Origin of the sequence: Sporanaerobacter sp. PP17-6a, from assembly GCF_900095615.1 — a bacterium.
Classification (GTDB): Bacteria; Bacillota; Clostridia; order Tissierellales; family Acidilutibacteraceae; genus Acidilutibacter; species Acidilutibacter cellobiosedens.
Map to the genome: position 1 here is coordinate 1 of NZ_FMIF01000047.1, position 18023 is coordinate 18023.

Genomic DNA, 18023 nt, shown 5'->3' on the forward strand with positions numbered 1-18023 from the left:
GTGAAGCTCTGCTTATTGATAAAAATATTAAGGGAAATATAAATCCCCAGTCTAATAATTTGTACTATAATATTGAGAAGTGGTATATACCAAAGGAATTTCAGGAGAAAAATGTTGATTAATTTTTTAAAATCATTATAATATATATTAGGTTGTTAATAAATTTAATAGTCAAAGTATGCGGAGGTGGCGGAATAGGCAGACGCGATAGTTTGAGGGGCTATTGCTCCATAAGAGTATGAGGGTTCGAGTCCCTTCTTCCGCACTAATTTGTTTTGGTGAAAGAAGTCGATTGCAGAAGATCGATTTCTTTCATTTTTTATGATAAAATGAAAATGCAGGTTGCTTGTATTAATGAACAGATAAACAAGAATTTACCTTATCAAGGAAGTGAAGAAAGATGAAAAAGTTATATTGGGATGTATCTGAAAGCGAAGGGTGCATTGGGTACATTGGAGTCTCTGCAAAGGATACAGAAGTTGTTTCTGCAGGAACAACGCTTTATCTCATGAGCGTCAAGGATAAGAATACGGAGTATCAAAGATATGCAGATACATATGATTTGAAATTTATATTTGATGATGACATTCCCCAAATTGGTTTTTATACGGTTCCCCGAGTTGGTATTTTTGCAAAAGACAGCCTGGGAGGGTTATTTGGTACAATTGGTAAAACAACGGATATAGATGATGCTGCGCCCATTTGTTATATTAATAAAAGCAAAGAGAGCTTTTCGATTGCGGATAGCTTAAAAGTTTTTTTGAAGATGCTTGCGTCGGAATATGATTGGAGAACGAACATGACTCCTAATCATAATATTGTATTCTACAAATCAAAAGTAGATGCAGAGAACAGCTTAGAATTTTTAAAAATACGTCGAGAAATCGAAAACAGCGATTGTTAAATTCCAATTTATGACGGAGTGGAGGCAAGTATGAAATATATAGAATTAAAAGCAGGCGAAATTAATCGAGAACTTTTTTTACATTTCCGACGTCACCAAGTTGTAACCCAATGCTGGCGTAAGATTGATGGCAAGTGGTGTATTAAAGATGATCCTTTTACAGATGATTGGAATGAAGAAGAATATAATGAGTTGATTGTTTGCCTAAAAAATACTATAACTACAGGTGGCATAGTATTCGGAGCATTTTCAAACGGAATGTTAAAAGGATTTGTTTCGATAGAGTCTGCTCTATTTGGGAGAAATGAAGAATACCTTGACTTATCCAGTATTCATGTTTCTGAAGACATGCGTGGAAAAGGGGTTGGAAAGAAATTATTCCAATTGGCAAAGACTTGGGCAAAAGAACATGGCGCTGGAAAATTATATATCTCAGCTCATTCCGCGGTAGAAAGCCAGGCATTCTATCGTGCAATGGGATGCGTTGAAGCTCGGAAATATAATCGGTACCATGTGGAAAAGGAACCTTGCGACTGTCAGTTAGAGTACAAGTTATAAACATTGTCATAGCTATATCCGATATCTAAATTGAGCAAATGACACAGAATTTTGGCCGTTATGTGGATGAATGGTATAATTAAAGGGAAATATATACTTATATTTTGTGAGGTACTTTATAATGGATCAAGATAAATATGACAGAGAGGTTGATATTAGGGAATCCCAAATAGCCGAACAGTTTTCCATACCGGGTGCTGGCGGTATAATTGTAAAAAGGATAGGTGATGTAGAATATATCCTTTTGCAAGAAAGATGTAAGATTATTTTATCCCATGCATATAGATACATTAAAAAAATATGTTTTTAACAACAGATGATAATGCATAGAATATGAATGCGTATAAAAATATATTGTCAAATGGATGGATATTGTTTTATTAAGATTCAGGGGCCAATATGAAGGGACGGCAGTATATGAAAAATCAAAAAATTATTCAAAAGATAACTAATTATATTGATACTATATTAAAATACATAAATTATATTACCTATAATGGATTATTTATTTTGGGGAGGTTTGTATGGATAAGTGCAGATTGATAAAGCCTGATATCTCTTATGAAAAGGATATTATCTCTTTTCGCAAGGAAATGTTGGATGCCAACAGTTCAATGGATGGAACCGGTCCATTGAAACGTATGGATAGTATTGTGGAATGGCTTGAATTTAATCATAGGCTGGAAAATAAGAATACTGTCCCTGCAAACTGGGTGACTACCGAGCAATATATTTATGTACGTGAAATTGACAACAAAATCATTGGTATGATTCAGTTTCGTCACTATTTCAATGATTATATTGAAAAGTATGCTGGCCATATCGGTTATTCTGTTCGACCGGATGAGAGAAGAAAAGGGTATGCCAAGAGAATGCTTTCTGATTGTCTGCAAATTTGTAAGGCTTATGGACTTAAGGATGTTCTGATCTTATGTATTCAAGGGAATGAAGGAAGTAAACGAACCATTATGGCAAACGGTGGAATATATGAAAGTACCGTGTATTGTGAATCTGATGATGTGTACCTTGAAAGATATTGGATACACCTATAAATTTCAATTTATTGAGAAGACAATATATATTTTCAATCGGAGAATTATATAAAATATATTAAATAACTTCAGTAAGATGCTTGAACTGAATAAATGCATCTAAATCCGGCAAATGGTATAAGCCATTTGCCCCAAATAGATGTATATAGGTTTTCGAAAGTTTTGAAGCATAAATATGCAAAATTCAAATTTTTGATCAGGTGATTAACAAATGGAGATAAAACAGATTTTTGAAAATAAAAAGCAATATATCGATTTACTTTTGCTTGCTGATGAACAGGAAAGTATGATAGACAAATACTTGGAACGTGGGGATATGTTTGTCTTATGTGATGACGACTTAAAGGCAATTTGTGTTGTTACAAATGAAGGAAAAGGTATCTTTGAAATTAAAAATATTGCAACAGTACCAAAATATCAAGGGCAAGGTTACGGAAAACAACTTGTCAATTACCTTTTCGAACATTATAGAAGCGAATGTTCTACAATGCTCGTCGGCACTGGTGATAGTCCTGCCACCATTCCTTTTTATCAGAAATGTGGTTTTGTGATTTCCCACAGGATAAAAGATTTTTTTATTGACAACTACGACCATCCTATTTTCGAAGGTGGTAAGCAACTTACAGATATGGTATATCTGAAAAAACACTTATCCAATAAATAAGATAGCTATCTGGTTGTCTTTTCCCATTTTAATAAATAACGGTTATCAAATCTTCTGAATTCCATAACCCCTATTCATTTTAAACCAGATCATTTTGTAACATGGCCAAGTTGACCGGGTGCCTCTTTGTTTCTGTTGACACAGTTTAAATTCTGTGATACCATTGGTAATTACCGATGGGGTAATATATAAATCAGTCTGAGATACTTTTTGACACTTATGTCTTAAATCAGGCAATACAAATATTAACGCTATGTGTACCCAGGGGAGTGATATTATTTGGAATTTAAACTTGCTTTATTTCAACATTCTTTAATACAAAAGCAAGCTGTCAGCGAGATCATAAAATGCAATGACTTGACTATGCGTTACGGCCTCGTTTTAACAGAGAAACAAGCAATTGAATTGGTGGAAACTCGTTTCTTTGCTCTGAAAGAAACAGGAAGAATTGAGTTTGGCGGCGGCGTTATCGATAAAATTATCTATGAATTTTGTGATTCTCCCTACATTTCCATGCATAATTATGAGGAAACCCTGCACGATCTGATTGAAATGTTTTATTACTATAAGAATGAAACGCTTGATCTCATCAGTGATGATGACTTGATAAGCTATATGAAAAATGCATTTGATGGTAAATGTCGTGGTTCCTTAGAACTGTTATCTGGACGTGAGTTGTACAAATTGGCTCATAATCTGCGGTATGGCTATTCTGCAGATGATGAGGAGGGTGAAGATGGAGAGTATTGATAAAATAAGCAGGATAGATAGATCCAAACTTAGCGGAGAATATTATTTTCAGTCTCTGCTGGAACAGGCTTACCATTGTGGTTTGTTGCTTGATTCTGATTTAGAGAGAATACAATTTGATTGTCTTTCTATTTTAGCAAAGCAGACAGAACGTTACAACAGCGGGGACAGCAGTTCCATACGGATTGAAACTGCACAAAATATATTGGTGTCTGTCATGTATACAATTGGTATGTGCTTAAAGACATATACAAATCCCGATGATGCTGTCATTGCACTCCAAAACGAAAAAATGGAAACGTTGTTTGAAGAAGGAAGGCGTCAAATTGACCGAATGGTGAATACTACAAAAATTCTTCATTACAATATCATTCAGCATTTGGTGGATACGCAGAATGTTTTTTATCGTTCTACTGTTGTCGATGCTATTAGGGGATTCTTCAAACTGTATTATCCGGAATTTGGGGCGCAGGAGATCCATATTACAGGAGATTATCCTACATGCAATGGCGTTTCGGATTTAGCGGGAGTTGAGTTTATTCGGAAATATCTTGAAAATATCTACTGCGAAAATACATTTTGTGCGTGTTTTCCAGTAGAAAACATACATCATTTGCTTTGCGGATATCATGAAGACTATCAGAATTTACTTTTTAATATCTATGAACCTGTGTTGACCTCAGCACTTGGTTGTGCACTTGTCGATAAGGATATACGTGCATTAGAGTTGTCTTTTTTTGATATAACATATCTTGACCGTCTATTTAAAAATACGGATAAAAGTGAAATCGAATCCATACTCAGGCAGGTACTTGATAAGGTGAAGCAGGCATTATCGCTATCGGATAATTTGATGAACTACCTGAATGACAGCATTTCCCGAATTGCTACTGACATTTGGAATTCTTCCAGGACGCATACAACGGATAAGGTCTTTGTTATACCGTACTATCCAGAGAATGATCCCTTTGTTTCCTTTTCATATGGAGAAAAAATGGATAATGATCGATATCGTAAACTTGTGGAAGAAATCATGCAATGCAATATGACAGAAGATAAGATCATGATAATAAAAGAGGAAATTAACTCTTTCGCAGATTTTGCAGATATATTGCTGGATGCCGAGTTTTCTTCGGCCGAAATTCCCGAAGTTTTGAAACTACTAAACCCGGTAGAATTAGCAGCCTTAGCAAAAAAATATCCATATCAAAACGATTTGGAAATGCTGGACATGAAGGAAAATGAAAGATTTTTGTGTAATTGTCTGAAAAAGTTTGTGAATTCGCTCACAAATGAAGAGCAAAAATGGATTGAAAGGATGGTTAAACTTTTAAAACTAAAAGAAGAGTAAAGTTTGTTTCGCCGCTGTGTATTAATAAAATTCAATACCCGCCAACCGCAGAGGAATTCGATAAAGGCGGATATGATAGTATTAGAGTAAATATGCGACGAATGTTTTAAGATTAAAAATAATCCGAGAAATAAGGTGTCTGCTGTTCAATTGCATCCTCCAGCATATCCAGTATTTCTGGGGTGCATGAAATGCGTCCGATCCTATGAAGATAATCCGGTCGCTTGTATCCAAGGAGCATGGTTGTCATAGTTTGGATATCGGTCTTTGCACTGCTGCGTTCTGCCGCACGAACGACCTCACCTTTTCCATCCGGACTGATTCGCAAGGTAAAAGTTCCTTGATTCCATGAAAGAAGCGGATCGTCCAATGTAAAGGTCCATTCTCGTTTTCCTGTATCCGGCTTAAAGGGATATTGTTTTATAAATTGCTCCAAATCTACAATACGAGCCATATAATAAGGAGCTATGGTTTCTTTGATATCTGCATCTTCCAATAAAAATGCCAGAGGTTCATCCATATGAATATCGCCTATGACTTTTGAAATCATGGAAAAGTGTGCACTGATAAAATTCCATAGTCCGCTGCGGGCTTCTTCATTGACGAATATCATATCCTTAATGTGGAAAACCTCGTCTTCTATCCAGTAAAGGACATAACCGTCTGGTTGCCTTTCGTCATTATAATAAATAGCTGCCATCAGGTCATCAGGATCCCACAACCAGTATTCGTTCCAAGCCAGATCATTTCGTAACATTGCACCGTGAGTTTGGAGAGCAAAACGTTCATATGTTTTCTTTATGGCATCGCTCTTGACATCGGTTCGTTCCACTTCACCGGACACTTGTTTGTTTTTAGGTAATTGATAATCATTAACTTCAAAGGTTATTTTATCAGAGATGATTTCCCACCCCTTTCTGCGGTAGTAAGGAATGGAATAGGGGTACAGAAAGGAAATTGACTGTTTTTTTTCTTGCATATTTGATAGTGCTTGATATAACAGTTTATGCATTAAACCTTGATTAGAATATTCAGGGAAGGTACCAACGCCTGTCAGTCCCCCCATGTCATAGGTATGATTGAATATTCTGACCTGAAAAGGATAAACTGCTACTTGAGAGACCAACTTATCCCCATCAAACCATCCTAAGACATCAGCTTCCTTCAGAACAGGTGACTTGGCACGGACCATGTCCCGATCTTCCCACCCGATTTTGTGCAGATCGTTATCCGTCACCTGGAAAACATATCGTAACAATTGATTGTACTGTTCCAGATGTTCTACTCCGACCTTATGCATTTTTAAATTTTTTTTTCGACTCATACGGTTCTCCTTTCTCAGAAAATATTGTGAAATTCATTTTATTATTTTTCCCATTGTTAAACTACCTATAACTGTACATAAAACTTTCTTCCTCTAATTTTATTATATACCTTTAATAAATCTATGAATTTTTACATACACTTTTATCCTATCATCAATCCATCTTTTTGTCTATGTACACTCGTAAGGCTGATAAATAAGAGAAAATGTGCTGAAGAGAACTGCTGGGGCACATAGGGAAATCAAGTTTTCCATAATATGAGTTGACCTAAATGGGTTTCAAAAAAAGGCTTCATTAATTTATTAAATAGTAATACAATGGAGTTATTAAACTATTATTAGTTTCTGATGATTTGTAGTATGCCGAGTTTTCTATGATCTGATTATAAAATAAGAAGTAGCTCAAAAAACATTTTTTATTATGTTTTATGCCTTGAGCTTGCAAAAGGAGTGGATATAAATATGATAAATAATAAATTGAATTTCTATTTCTTTGGAGAAATCGGTGATTATGACCGATATAATCCGGCTTATGTATGTAATAAAGAGTATGTACCTGAGATACTATATATAATCGCATCAAATGAACCATATTCAATATCTAAATATGAAATAGCAAATATTTTAAGATTAAATGAGGAAAAAGTTGATAATATTATTAATGATCTTGGATTAATTAATGCAATAGAATGTAGAGATAATACATATAGGACAACGTTTCCGGTTTTTTTAGAAGGAGATATAACGAAAATGGAGCAATACTTGAGTAATATAGGTGAAGTTATTGGAGATAAGATAATATCATTACAGAATGTAATTAACCCCAAATTATCGGACTTAGAATGTTCAAAGCATTATAATAAAGAAAGAATACTTTATCATATTATTTGTGATGATGTTTTCGACGATATGTCATTTGATTTTTTTGCAGAAAGGGGTATCTTTTGCACATCAAAAATTCAGCCCGGTAATAGGGCATATATAATAATAGGTTATGAAGATAGCAAAACAGTAGAAGCACACAGTAACAAATTACTATGCAGCAGTAATAATTACAGAAGTTCAGAATTTATATTTAACAGTTTTGGAGATTCAAATGGTTCAAGAAGGGATATGTACAGGTTTTTCAGGATGATAGAAGAATATATTGATAATGCGACACCTTTTCATGATCTAAATATATCGTATAACAGAACTCTGAACGACATGAACAAAGAAATTGCACAAAATTGCGGAGAACTAATAATCAATATACTTACTAAACACACTAAGTATAATCAGTTTTCGGAAAGGGAAAAAAATTTGCTTAATCTTCTAAAACAACTTAAATATATTAATATTAATGAATTTGATAACTCTATAATGATAGATGTGCCAATATTCTACTCATCTGAAAAAACAATTATCAAGGATATATCGGATATTATACTTTCAAACATATTTCCAATAGTAAGAGAAGCCTTTCAAAAATTTCAGGTTAAGATGCCTGGGTTAACAGCATTAAAGCATGAGGTTGATATAAAGGAAATAGCGAATGAATTATGGCATCAGATTTTTGGCCTTACCAATGAATATTTAGTAAAGAAAGAGGTTGTATCATTGCCGCCGGATATATATGGAGAAGGCAGATATTTAAGAAGCTTTAGAATTAATTCGACCTTATAATATGAGCAGTTCTCAAACTTTATTTTTAATGGGAAATTTTATTGAAATTCTTAACCCATGAGGTTCAACATTCTGAAAACTGATTTTCCCTTTATGGGCTTTTACTATTTGGCGTACCAAATTTAATCCTAAACCATGAGCAGGCTCACCGCCTTTATCACACACAATTGATTTTACCTGTGCAGAATTTAGTCGTTCTAACAAAGTCGGAGAGATTCCCCTTCCCGTATCTTCAACTACTATAACACAACAGTTCTCATCGTCTGAAATAGTAACATTGATATTACAGCCATGAGGGTTATGAGTGATACTGTTGTGAATCAGATTTTCGAGCATTCGTGCAAGAAGATCCGAGTCTCCTTCGATAACAATTTTTTCAGCACATGAATGGGTTTTTAAGTCTAAAACAAATGATGAATCTAAACCGTTGTTTAGAAAGTCGCTTATTACCTGCCGGGTTAATTCTACAGGGCTAATCAAGGTTTTATTTATAGGTTCCATTGAGTATTCCAATTTTGATGCGAGGTTTAAGTCCATAATAAGTTTTCGTAGTTTTTCCCCATGTTTGCGAATAATTCCGGCTTGTGTCCGGGTTTCAGTGGTAAGCCTGTCGTCATCTTCTATTTCTCCGGCATATCCCAGCATAATGGAGAGAGGGGTACGGATATCATGGGATATGGCACATATCCATTCGGAACGGGCAGAATCTTTTTTTATAAGTTGATTGACAGCTTTATTCAACTCAGTATTAATCTCTTTAAGTTCACCTTTCTCAGTGAGCTTGACTGATTTCCCTTCTGCCATCATTTCGATGCCCGTAAGAATAGGACTGACTGCTTTTTCTACTCGGTGGATGTTGTGCCAAAATAGAATCAGCATTAAAAGGATGTTAGCGGAAAATATCACAATGATACCTATAAGACCGGAAAAAAGATAATCGTAATCCATAGTAAATGTATATTTAACAACAGAGTGCTTAGGATATCCTACAACAAAAAGTCCCGCCGGATGTTTCCAAACCCTAACAGGATAATCCTGTAAATACCACTTGCTGAATTGTGCAATTTGGGTAGAAGTATAATTTCGGGGCAATTCTTCAGGTAAATTTTCTTCCCAGATCACTTTCCCACGATCATTTAATATCATTGCCCAAGCATTTTGTTCATACAAAAGTTTTGAAAAATTTTTATCAGTCTCTATACCTTTATCGTTTACTGTTATGAGCTTTGCCAAGCGGCTTATGGGAAGGTCAGACTTGGCGGACAGATTAGAGGATGATATGGCAATAACTGTAACCAGTATGCAATTAAGCAAAAGAAATAGTAAAAGAATTCCAAAGGTTGAAAGCAGATATTTTCGAAAGAAACGCTGTGCTGTTTTCACCGTTGTACCTCCTTCAAAACAAGTTTATACCCTAATCCCTTTATCGTTATAAGGGCTTCGGGAGCAGAAGGATTTTTTTCTATTTTTTCTCGAAGATGACGAATGTGAGTCATCAATGTTGTTTCATAACCCTGCCATATTTCCCCGCAAACGGTTTGGCACAGTGCGCCTATTGTTACGATACGGCCGGCATTTTCTGAAAGCTTCAGAAAAATATTATATTCTTTTGCCGTCAAAGGAATAGTTTTACCAAAACGGTGCACTTCTGCTTTATCCAAATCTACCTCTGCTGCCGGGAGAATAACAATACGGTTACCTCTCGGATATGTTCGCTTTAATATTGCCTGAACTCGGAGTAAGAGCTCCTTTGGCAGAAAAGGTTTTACTACGTAGTCATCTGCACCTAATTCAAAACCTGAAAACCTGTCTTCGGCTTCTCCTTTTGCTGTAAGCATTAAAACGGGAACTTTGCTGACTTTTCGTATTTCTTTCAGCAATGTAAAACCATCAATATCAGGCAGCATCACATCCAATATAACCATAGCAGGCATTTTTTGCTTAAGTACTTCAAGGGCTTCTTTACCTGATGCTGCAGTTGTAATCTGTGTAAAACCTGCCCGTTCAAAAATTGACCTTATCATGGTCAATAGTTCCAACTCATTATCTATAACTAAAATCGAACTGTCCTTCATGAAATGTACCTCCTTCTCTGCATAACCATTAAACTTAAGCCGGACTGCTCCTGCTATTATTATACAATGATATAACAAATATGTATATGATAAGGAGAAATCTCAAGGCAAACTCAAGGTTATCTCAAAATAGTCTCAATATTGATGGAGTACAATTTTTATATAAAAACGAAAGGAGAATACAATATGAATGATTTTATAATTAAAACGTCCGGTCTAACAAAAATATACGGAAAGCAAAAAAGTGTTGCCGATTTGAATCTCAATGTAAGAAAAGGCAGGACATACGGTCTCCTTGGACGTAACGGTGCAGGAAAGACAACAACTATGAAAATGCTCTTAAATCTTATTCAACCGACCTCCGGTAAGGTATACATTTTCGGTAAAGATATGGGGACCGGGGAGAGATATATTTTACCTCACATAGGCAGCTTGGTTGAATCTCCGGGATTCTATCCCAATCTTACTGGGGCGGAAAATTTAAAAATTTTTGCAGAATTACGTCACATGACAAATCAAAATGCGATTAAAGATGCACTGAATTTAGTAGGACTTCCCTATAAAGACAAAAAACTGTTTTCAAAATATTCTCTCGGCATGAAACAGCGTCTTGCAATTGCGCTGGCGGTTATGCATGATCCGGAGTTGTTGATTTTAGATGAACCGATTAATGGCCTTGATCCTATTGGTATTGCCGAGATTCGTTCATTTTTTCGAGAGCTCTGTGATGTAAAAGGGAAGACCATTCTTATTTCCAGTCATATTCTTTCGGAAATCTCATTGTTGGCTGATGATATCGGAATTATAGATCATGGAGTTTTGCTAAAAGAAGAAAGCTTGAGGGAACTGGAAAAGCAGAATATGAGATATATTCATTTTGGTGTATCGGATTCGGCAGAAGCGGCTCAAATTTTGAAAACGACTTTTAAGACTCAGAATTTCCACGTTGAAGATGAACATAATATACGTTTGTATGAATTGTCACTTGAAATACCGAAGGTTAACCGAGCGTTCATAGAAAAAGGAATTGAGCTTACGGAATCTCATGTTTGCGAAGACACATTGGAGGATTACTTTAAAAAAATTACGGGGGGTGTAGGTATTGCTTAAAATTATTCACTGCGAATTTGCTAAACTGAAAAGAAAACATTTTGTTTTTCTTGTAATTTTAGCGGCATTACTGTTTCCAATACCTATGACTGCAATGTTTTTATTGCTTCCAAGACTTCATGATAAATATCCTACTGCCGCTATGCAGTTTGACGGAATGTGGCAGTCCGTACTCGGCTTTGGAATTCAAATGCTGCTGCCTTGTATCTTAGGTGTTTTAGCAGCAATTCTATTTTTTATGGAAAGGGACAACAATACCTTTAAAAATTTGCGCGCTATTCCGGTTACAAGTAAACAAATGGTAGTAGGAAAAATAGCCGTGCTTTTTATCTTTAGCATCATTTTCTGTCTTGCATCGACAATAGTTTCTATATTGTTAGGCGGAGTATTTTTTGAAGTAACAGGTGTTTTCTATAAATTGTGGATGTCAGTACTGATGGGGATTATGGTTACAGCAGGAACTCTACCTTTGGTTATTGTTATCGTACTGTTTAACAAAACCTATATTTTCTCTGTTTTACTATGTATTTTTTATAGTGTGCTCAATTCCTTTGCGGAATTTATGATGACTGAGCTGCCAAAAGCCGTTGTATTTGCTTTACCTGTTCCGCTTATTAACCTGTGGTCATCTAACGATATGCAAAACCATGTGATTATGGGTGATGCCGATGACTTGCTGATGTTTAAATCTCTTGACCTTATTCCCTCTACGAAACTTACCTTTACAATTCTGACAGTTATGGCATTTACCTCTGTGGGAATCATTATATATCTGTATAAGAAATGGGAGGAGTGCTGATATGAGAAGCATTATAAAAACGGAACTTTATAAAATGAAACACTACTCCATACCGTTCATTGGAGTGGCTTTGATGTTATTATCCGTATTGTTGACAATATTCACTTCTATGGCAAATGATGGTTCTGTTTGGGATTTTACCTACTTTACGGAACAGGTCATTAAAAACAACATGACGACATTTTTTCCAGCATGCATTACACTAATTATGGGGTATCTCATTACCCGAGAACAAAGAGACGATACTCTGAAAAGCATTTTAACAGTGCCGGTGAGCTTTCGAAAGCTGCTGACAGGAAAACTGATTGTAGGATCGATTTTGTCGCTGACCTTTGGGATCGTATGTACGGTATTCACGATTATTTTCAATTTTATTGCGGGTTTCCCGGGATTCACTTTGCAACTGGCGTTGCGGGGACTTATTCAAACCACCATTGTGAATTTGCTGCTTTATATTGCGGTTATGCCCATTATTATCATTACCAGCAAAGCCCAGAGCGGTTTCCTTGTAGGCGTTATTTTTGCTTTTGCTTATGGGTACGGAGGTATGTTTGCTGCCGGAAGTGAATTTTTGTATAACATGTACCCCATTACAGCGGCGCTGGGCATAGTACGGTATAGAGCCTATGATCCTTCCGTTAGATGGAATACTCCTTTATGTATTTTCAGTCTGGGACTTACACTTTTATTGTCCGTAATTTTGATATTAGCAACGGATAATAAGATGGAACTTAAAAGATCTGCCAAAAAACATGTGAGGGCAGTTCCTAAAAAAGGATGGTAACGAAAGCTATAAAAAATCATTCCCTTGATGTTATCTGTTTCTGCGTATATACTGAGATTAAGATATTCGTATAATGGACAGACGTACACAACCAATACCATTGTCTGCCCATTGGCAATATTAAAATATTTCAGGAGCCTCAAAACGGTATGCCGAAAGAAAACAGAAAAAAGGAGTGATGTAATCCATGTATAAAATAATGATTATTGAAGACGACCCTGTAATTCGGGAAGAATTATCTGTTCTTTTGAGAGGCAGCGGTTATTCCGTTAATATCCCGATGAATTTTTCAAGCATTATCAATGATATAAAAAATTGTAACCCTCATTTGATTTTACTGGATATAAATCTGCCTGTACAGGATGGTTTTAAAATATGCTCTAACATTCGTACCTTTTCAAATGTACCTATTATTTTCGTAACAAGCCGAGATACGGATATGGACGAATTGAACAGTATTATGTTAGGTGGGGATGATTTTATCACGAAACCCTATAATACCTCCATCTTGTTAGCTCGTATTGCTTCTCTGCTGAAGCGTGCCTATGCCTCGGGACAGGTAGATTTAATGACCTATCATGAAATAACCCTGCATTTGGAAAGCAGTAAGGTAGAATATCAAAATAACTTTGCTGAACTCACAAAAAACGAATTAAAGATTTTGGTTTTTCTTTTTAAGAATGCCGGGAAAATTGTTCCCCGTGCAGATTTAGTGGAATATCTTTGGGATAATCAGCTTTATATAGATGATAATGCTTTGAGTGTGAATATAACAAGGCTTAGGGATAAGCTCAGGCAAATAGGAGTGGCGGATTTGATCCAAACCAAACACCGTCAGGGGTATATGATATGAGCTGCAGGGATTATTTAAAGGATCAGATTCCTTGCATTATTACTCATATTCTTTCCATGGTAGGTTTTACTGTTTTCATGTCTGCAGTAAACATTGATAAAGATATCATCTGTATTCTTCTTATCTCATGGGCTTTGATTGTAATTTTTTATATAGGCATATGTTACTGTTTTCGATACAGATATTTTAAACAAATTCTTTTACAGCTTGACAGTTTGGATAAAAAGTATCTGATTGCTGAAGTGATGGATATGCCGACACGAGAGGATGACAAAATATATTATAATATTTTGAGGACATCTAATAAATCCATGATAGAAGAGGTATCTCGCTCTAAGCGGGAACGGGGAGAATATAAGGAATATATCGAACAATGGATACATGATGTAAAAACACCTATCGCCGCTATGCAGCTTGTATGTGAAAACAATAAATCCGATACTACAAGAAAGGTAATGGTAGAGTTAGAGAAAATCAGCCATTTTGTAGATCAGGCGCTCTACTATGCCCGCAGCGAAAATGTGGAAAAGGATTATCTGATTAAAGAAGTCGTTTTATCGGATATGGTTCATGCCGCCATTGGGGAAAACAAACAACTTCTTCTTCAAAACCATATTTCCGTCCGGGTAGAGAATTGTGAATATACCGTTTATACCGACGAGAAATGGATTGGTTTTATTTTAAATCAGCTTATTGTCAACGGGGTAAAATACAGAAGCGATCATCCTCTTTTGATTTTTGAGTCTTGTTCTGAGCAGAGCAAGGTTAAGCTCCTTATTCGAGACAATGGCATCGGAATTTCCGCAAGCGATTTACTGCGAATTTTTGATAAAGGCTTTACCGGCAAAAACGGAAGAACCGGCAGAAATTCTACAGGCATCGGTTTGTACTTATGCAAACGGCTGTGTGACAAATTAGGTATCGGCATTTCAGCCCATTCAAAGCAAGGGCAGGGGACGACAATAGAACTTAGTTTTCCAAAAGGTGACTTTGTTAAAGTTCGGGGGTGAAATTTCTGTACTTCTTACATTTTTGTAAGAACTGTGTAAGAAAAGTCGATACACTTTAATTTCTCTATTCCTTAAAATGAATATGAGGTGAAATAAATGGAACAAATTTTAAGGATCGAACATATTGAAAAATATTATGGGAACAAGGGAAATATCACCAAAGCTATTGACGATATCAGCTTTGAAGTTAGCAACGGTGAGTTTATTGCCATTATGGGAGCTTCCGGTTCCGGGAAAACAACACTTTTAAACTGTATTTCCACTATTGATACGGTCAGTGCCGGCCATATTTTTTTGGATAATACCGATATTACGGAAATCAAGGAAAAGAACTTGGCTCGTTTCCGCAGGGAAAATTTGGGCTTTGTTTTTCAGGATTTTAACCTTCTGGATACCCTGACTATAGGTGAAAACATTGCCATGGCTTTGACTATCAATAAAGTACCTGAGAATGATATAGACCGGCGTGTGGAGGAAATGGCCGAAAAGCTTGACATTCTCTCCATTCTGAATAAGTTTCCCTATCAGGTTTCCGGCGGACAAAAGCAACGATGTGCCTGTGCCAGGGCAATGATCAATAATCCCAAACTGATTTTGGCTGACGAGCCGACTGGAGCCCTGGACAGCCATTCCGCACAAATGTTTCTTACCACTATTCAAACCATGAATCAAGAGCTTAATGCAACTATCCTTATAGTTACTCATGATGCTTTTACTGCCAGCTATTCCAGGAGGGTTCTGTTTCTGAAGGATGGGCGAATTTTCACAGAAATACAGAGGGGCGAACAATCCCGTAAACAATTGTTTGGAAAAATCCTTGATGTGATGACACTGCTGGGAGGTGACCTGTCCGATGTACGTTAAATTAGCTCTGCGAAATGTAAAACGTTCCGCAAAGGATTATTTGATTTATCTGCTGACCATGGTTCTTTCTGTGGGTTTGTTTTATGGATTTCTTTCCATTACTAGTCCGTTTTATAACAGCAGGTTACCTATTCAAATGAATCTGGATTATTTTTCTAGCAAGATGAAAATTATTATACCGCTGATTGCCATGTTGCTTGTTTTTTTGATTTCTTACGTAAATCGCTATACGATTAAGCGAAGGAAGAAAGAATTTGCACTACAAATTATTATGGGTATGGAGCAGCGAACAGTTGCCTATATGTTTTTTATAGAAATGCTCTTAATGGGACTGATTGCCGTTGTTATGGGAATTCTCTTTGGGACATTACTATCGCAAATTGTAAGCGCTATTATCATGGCTTCCTTTGGAGAATCTTATCATTTTTATTTTTCGATATTTCCGGACACGATTTTATGGACACTGACGTTTTTTACCGCATTGTTTATTATCATCGGATTTGGAAACGTTCATGTAATCCGTAAGCAGAAAGTAATTGACATGCTTCATGACAGCTATAATACGGAAAGCACGGTTACCATAAAGGATATGCTTTTTTCAAGTGTGATATTATCTTCTGCTTTAGCTATCTGTATCTTGCTCCTTTGTTTTATAAAGATCATTCCCTTTTGGAATCAATTCGGCCAAAGAGCAATGAAGCTGGTTGCTGCCTGTACATTCGGCACGATAATTTTTCTGATTTGTGCCGCTATCTTTGTTGTTACGACTTGTAAAATGAAAAGAGAGGGAAGTCTGGTTGCTGCTCTGCTTTCCGTCACCGGATTGGCAACAGGTATTTTCTTGTTACAAATGCAGGGACTTATTGATGATATGCTGAGAATGGGTATGATCAGCGGAGGAATTTATAATTTCGTTCCCCCGGTGCTTTCAATGGGAATGGTTATATTTAGTCTTGTCGCCTTTTTTTGCTGTATTTCATGGATGGTGGTTCTTGCAAAAAAGAAATCAAAAAAATTCCGGTTTCAGAATCTGTTTTTGTTGGGGCAGATTATTTCAAAATTAAAAACCAATTCAAAAACTATGGCAATTTTGACCTGCGTTTTTATGAGTTCATTTGTTTTACTTGGATGGCTGCCTACCTATACTGCACAGGTAGACGGATATTTGAAAGTACGTTCTATCTACGACGTACAAATCTTTTCAGCATATACAAGAGTGGATAGTATTAATGATTTACCAAAGGCAGAAATGGATTATTCATACATTGATACTTATTTGGCTAAGGGAGGTTATGAAGTTGTTGGTACCGCAAATGTGGAAACATATTTTCTAAAAGACAGCGATTTTAATATAAGAATAGAAAATTATATGCCTGTTCTTGGCATTTCATTAAGCGATTACAACTCTCTGCTTAGACTATCAGGACATGAAGAAATGTCCCTACCCAAAAACAGTTTTGCTGTCGCTTGGTCTAATACAGCGTTATCCGATGAAATAAGGCAATTCAATAAACTGCATATACAAATACGGGCTGGAGAATACACACTTACGAAGGTCAAGGGAGCAGATTATCAGATAAATGCGGGTATGGGGATTTTTACAAGCCGTATGAAGGCGGTTTATATCTTGCCTGACTCTGTGTGTAATACACTCACCCTTGCAACCACCTATTATGCTGCAAATACCACGGAACCTCTTTCTTATGATTTCGCTGTAAATATGGATAATGAAGTAAGCCATTGGCTAAACGATACTGGTATTATTCCAAAAGACAGTGGATATGTGAGACTTAAAACGTTACAGCTTAACGAGGGAATATCCAACTCTCTTATGCTTCGTATTGGGGGAACTTATACAAGCTTGGTGTTAATTGTCATATGTCTCACTATTTTAGCATTGCAGCAGCTTACAGATGCAACAGAACATAAAAAGCGCTTTGAAATTATAGGAAAACTGGGAGTGGATAAAAAACAAATCAGTCGTTATATCCGGCAACAAATGTCCGTATGGTTTGGTATTCCCATTTTAGTGGCGTTTTGCGGTTCAGGAGCAGTTTTTTCTTACTTATCAAAGGCAAACTATCGGGAATATATCCCTTATGTTACAGAGCATCAGGTATTTACAAATATTTTAAGCATCTATGGAATTTTTATTTTAGTATTTATCTGTTATTTATCAGTTACCTATACTCTGTTTAAACGGAATGTAATATCATGAAATTTATTTTTAATGGAGTTTATGATAATCCTTTATTTATGA

18 protein-coding genes and 1 tRNA gene are annotated in these 18023 nt (G+C 36.0%); 16 read left to right on the forward strand and 3 right to left on the reverse strand.

Features of this window, described 5'->3' with window-relative positions; genetic code table 11:
- Nucleotides 1-180: 180 nt before the first annotated feature.
- The 8 genes from PP176A_RS15420 (at nucleotide 181) to PP176A_RS15455 (ending at nucleotide 5279) form a co-directional block, all read left to right on the forward strand.
- A tRNA-Leu gene (locus tag PP176A_RS15420) sits at nucleotides 181-265 on the forward strand.
- 135 nt (nucleotides 266-400) lie between these two features.
- Complete coding sequence (locus PP176A_RS15425; RefSeq protein WP_071141372.1) at nucleotides 401-904, forward strand: hypothetical protein; 504 nt, start codon at nucleotides 401-403, stop codon at nucleotides 902-904.
- Nucleotides 905-934: 30 nt separating this feature from the next.
- A complete protein-coding gene (locus tag PP176A_RS15430) occupies nucleotides 935-1462 on the forward strand; it encodes a GNAT family N-acetyltransferase (protein ID WP_071141373.1) in 528 nt (175 codons plus the stop codon).
- 121 nt (nucleotides 1463-1583) lie between these two features.
- Nucleotides 1584-1772: a hypothetical protein gene (locus PP176A_RS15435; RefSeq protein ID WP_071141374.1), complete on the forward strand. Its 189-nt coding sequence runs from the start codon at nucleotides 1584-1586 to the stop codon at nucleotides 1770-1772.
- Nucleotides 1773-1986: 214 nt separating this feature from the next.
- Nucleotides 1987-2514, forward strand: a complete 528-nt coding sequence (locus tag PP176A_RS15440; RefSeq protein WP_071141375.1) for a GNAT family N-acetyltransferase — start codon at nucleotides 1987-1989, stop codon at nucleotides 2512-2514.
- Between the two features lie 211 nt (nucleotides 2515-2725).
- Nucleotides 2726-3178 carry a GNAT family N-acetyltransferase gene (locus PP176A_RS15445; protein WP_071141376.1) on the forward strand — a complete coding sequence of 151 codons (453 nt, stop codon included), beginning with the start codon at nucleotides 2726-2728 and terminating at the stop codon, nucleotides 3176-3178.
- A 279-nt stretch (nucleotides 3179-3457) separates the two neighbouring features.
- The gene (locus PP176A_RS15450; RefSeq protein WP_071141377.1) at nucleotides 3458-3928 is read left to right on the forward strand and encodes a DUF6323 family protein; all 471 of its coding nucleotides are present in this window, start codon (nucleotides 3458-3460) and stop codon (nucleotides 3926-3928) included.
- Nucleotides 3915-5279, forward strand: a complete 1365-nt coding sequence (locus PP176A_RS15455; RefSeq protein WP_071141378.1) for a DUF6179 domain-containing protein — start codon at nucleotides 3915-3917, stop codon at nucleotides 5277-5279. The genes PP176A_RS15450 and PP176A_RS15455 overlap by 14 nt, the downstream gene beginning before the upstream one ends.
- A 112-nt stretch (nucleotides 5280-5391) precedes the next feature.
- On the opposite strand, the gene PP176A_RS15460 is transcribed toward PP176A_RS15455, so the two are convergent.
- Entirely contained in the window at nucleotides 5392-6603 is a 1212-nt protein-coding gene (locus PP176A_RS15460; protein WP_071141379.1) for a GNAT family N-acetyltransferase, read from the reverse strand.
- A 462-nt stretch (nucleotides 6604-7065) separates the two neighbouring features.
- Between PP176A_RS15460 and PP176A_RS15465 the strand changes: the two genes are divergently transcribed.
- The gene (locus PP176A_RS15465) at nucleotides 7066-8268 is read left to right on the forward strand and encodes a hypothetical protein (RefSeq protein ID WP_071141380.1); all 1203 of its coding nucleotides are present in this window, start codon (nucleotides 7066-7068) and stop codon (nucleotides 8266-8268) included.
- 12 nt (nucleotides 8269-8280) lie between these two features.
- Here PP176A_RS15465 and PP176A_RS15470 read toward each other — a convergent pair whose 3' ends face one another.
- Both PP176A_RS15470 and PP176A_RS15475 read right to left on the reverse strand, forming a co-directional pair.
- A complete protein-coding gene (locus tag PP176A_RS15470) occupies nucleotides 8281-9651 on the reverse strand; it encodes a sensor histidine kinase (protein ID WP_071141381.1) in 1371 nt (456 codons plus the stop codon).
- Complete coding sequence (locus PP176A_RS15475) at nucleotides 9648-10343, reverse strand: response regulator transcription factor (RefSeq protein ID WP_071141382.1); 696 nt, start codon at nucleotides 10341-10343, stop codon at nucleotides 9648-9650. Before PP176A_RS15475 ends, PP176A_RS15470 begins: the two co-directional genes overlap by 4 nt.
- Before the next feature lie 186 nt (nucleotides 10344-10529).
- Between PP176A_RS15475 and PP176A_RS15480 the strand changes: the two genes are divergently transcribed.
- The 7 genes from PP176A_RS15480 (at nucleotide 10530) to PP176A_RS15510 (ending at nucleotide 17981) form a co-directional block, all read left to right on the forward strand.
- Nucleotides 10530-11453 (forward strand): ABC transporter ATP-binding protein, encoded by a 924-nt coding sequence (locus tag PP176A_RS15480; RefSeq protein ID WP_071141383.1) that lies wholly within the window; start codon nucleotides 10530-10532, stop codon nucleotides 11451-11453.
- Nucleotides 11446-12252 carry an ABC transporter permease gene (locus PP176A_RS15485; RefSeq protein WP_071141384.1) on the forward strand — a complete coding sequence of 269 codons (807 nt, stop codon included), beginning with the start codon at nucleotides 11446-11448 and terminating at the stop codon, nucleotides 12250-12252. The genes PP176A_RS15480 and PP176A_RS15485 overlap by 8 nt, the downstream gene beginning before the upstream one ends.
- A 1-nt stretch (nucleotide 12253) precedes the next feature.
- Nucleotides 12254-13036 carry an ABC transporter permease gene (locus PP176A_RS15490; RefSeq protein WP_071141385.1) on the forward strand — a complete coding sequence of 261 codons (783 nt, stop codon included), beginning with the start codon at nucleotides 12254-12256 and terminating at the stop codon, nucleotides 13034-13036.
- A 187-nt stretch (nucleotides 13037-13223) separates the two neighbouring features.
- Nucleotides 13224-13889: a response regulator transcription factor gene (locus PP176A_RS15495; RefSeq protein WP_071141386.1), complete on the forward strand. Its 666-nt coding sequence runs from the start codon at nucleotides 13224-13226 to the stop codon at nucleotides 13887-13889.
- The gene (locus PP176A_RS15500) at nucleotides 13886-14899 is read left to right on the forward strand and encodes a sensor histidine kinase (protein ID WP_071141387.1); all 1014 of its coding nucleotides are present in this window, start codon (nucleotides 13886-13888) and stop codon (nucleotides 14897-14899) included. Before PP176A_RS15495 ends, PP176A_RS15500 begins: the two co-directional genes overlap by 4 nt.
- Before the next feature lie 96 nt (nucleotides 14900-14995).
- Nucleotides 14996-15763 (forward strand): ABC transporter ATP-binding protein, encoded by a 768-nt coding sequence (locus PP176A_RS15505; protein WP_071141388.1) that lies wholly within the window; start codon nucleotides 14996-14998, stop codon nucleotides 15761-15763.
- Nucleotides 15753-17981: an FtsX-like permease family protein gene (locus tag PP176A_RS15510; RefSeq protein WP_071141389.1), complete on the forward strand. Its 2229-nt coding sequence runs from the start codon at nucleotides 15753-15755 to the stop codon at nucleotides 17979-17981. The genes PP176A_RS15505 and PP176A_RS15510 overlap by 11 nt, the downstream gene beginning before the upstream one ends.
- Nucleotides 17982-18023 lie beyond the last annotated feature (42 nt).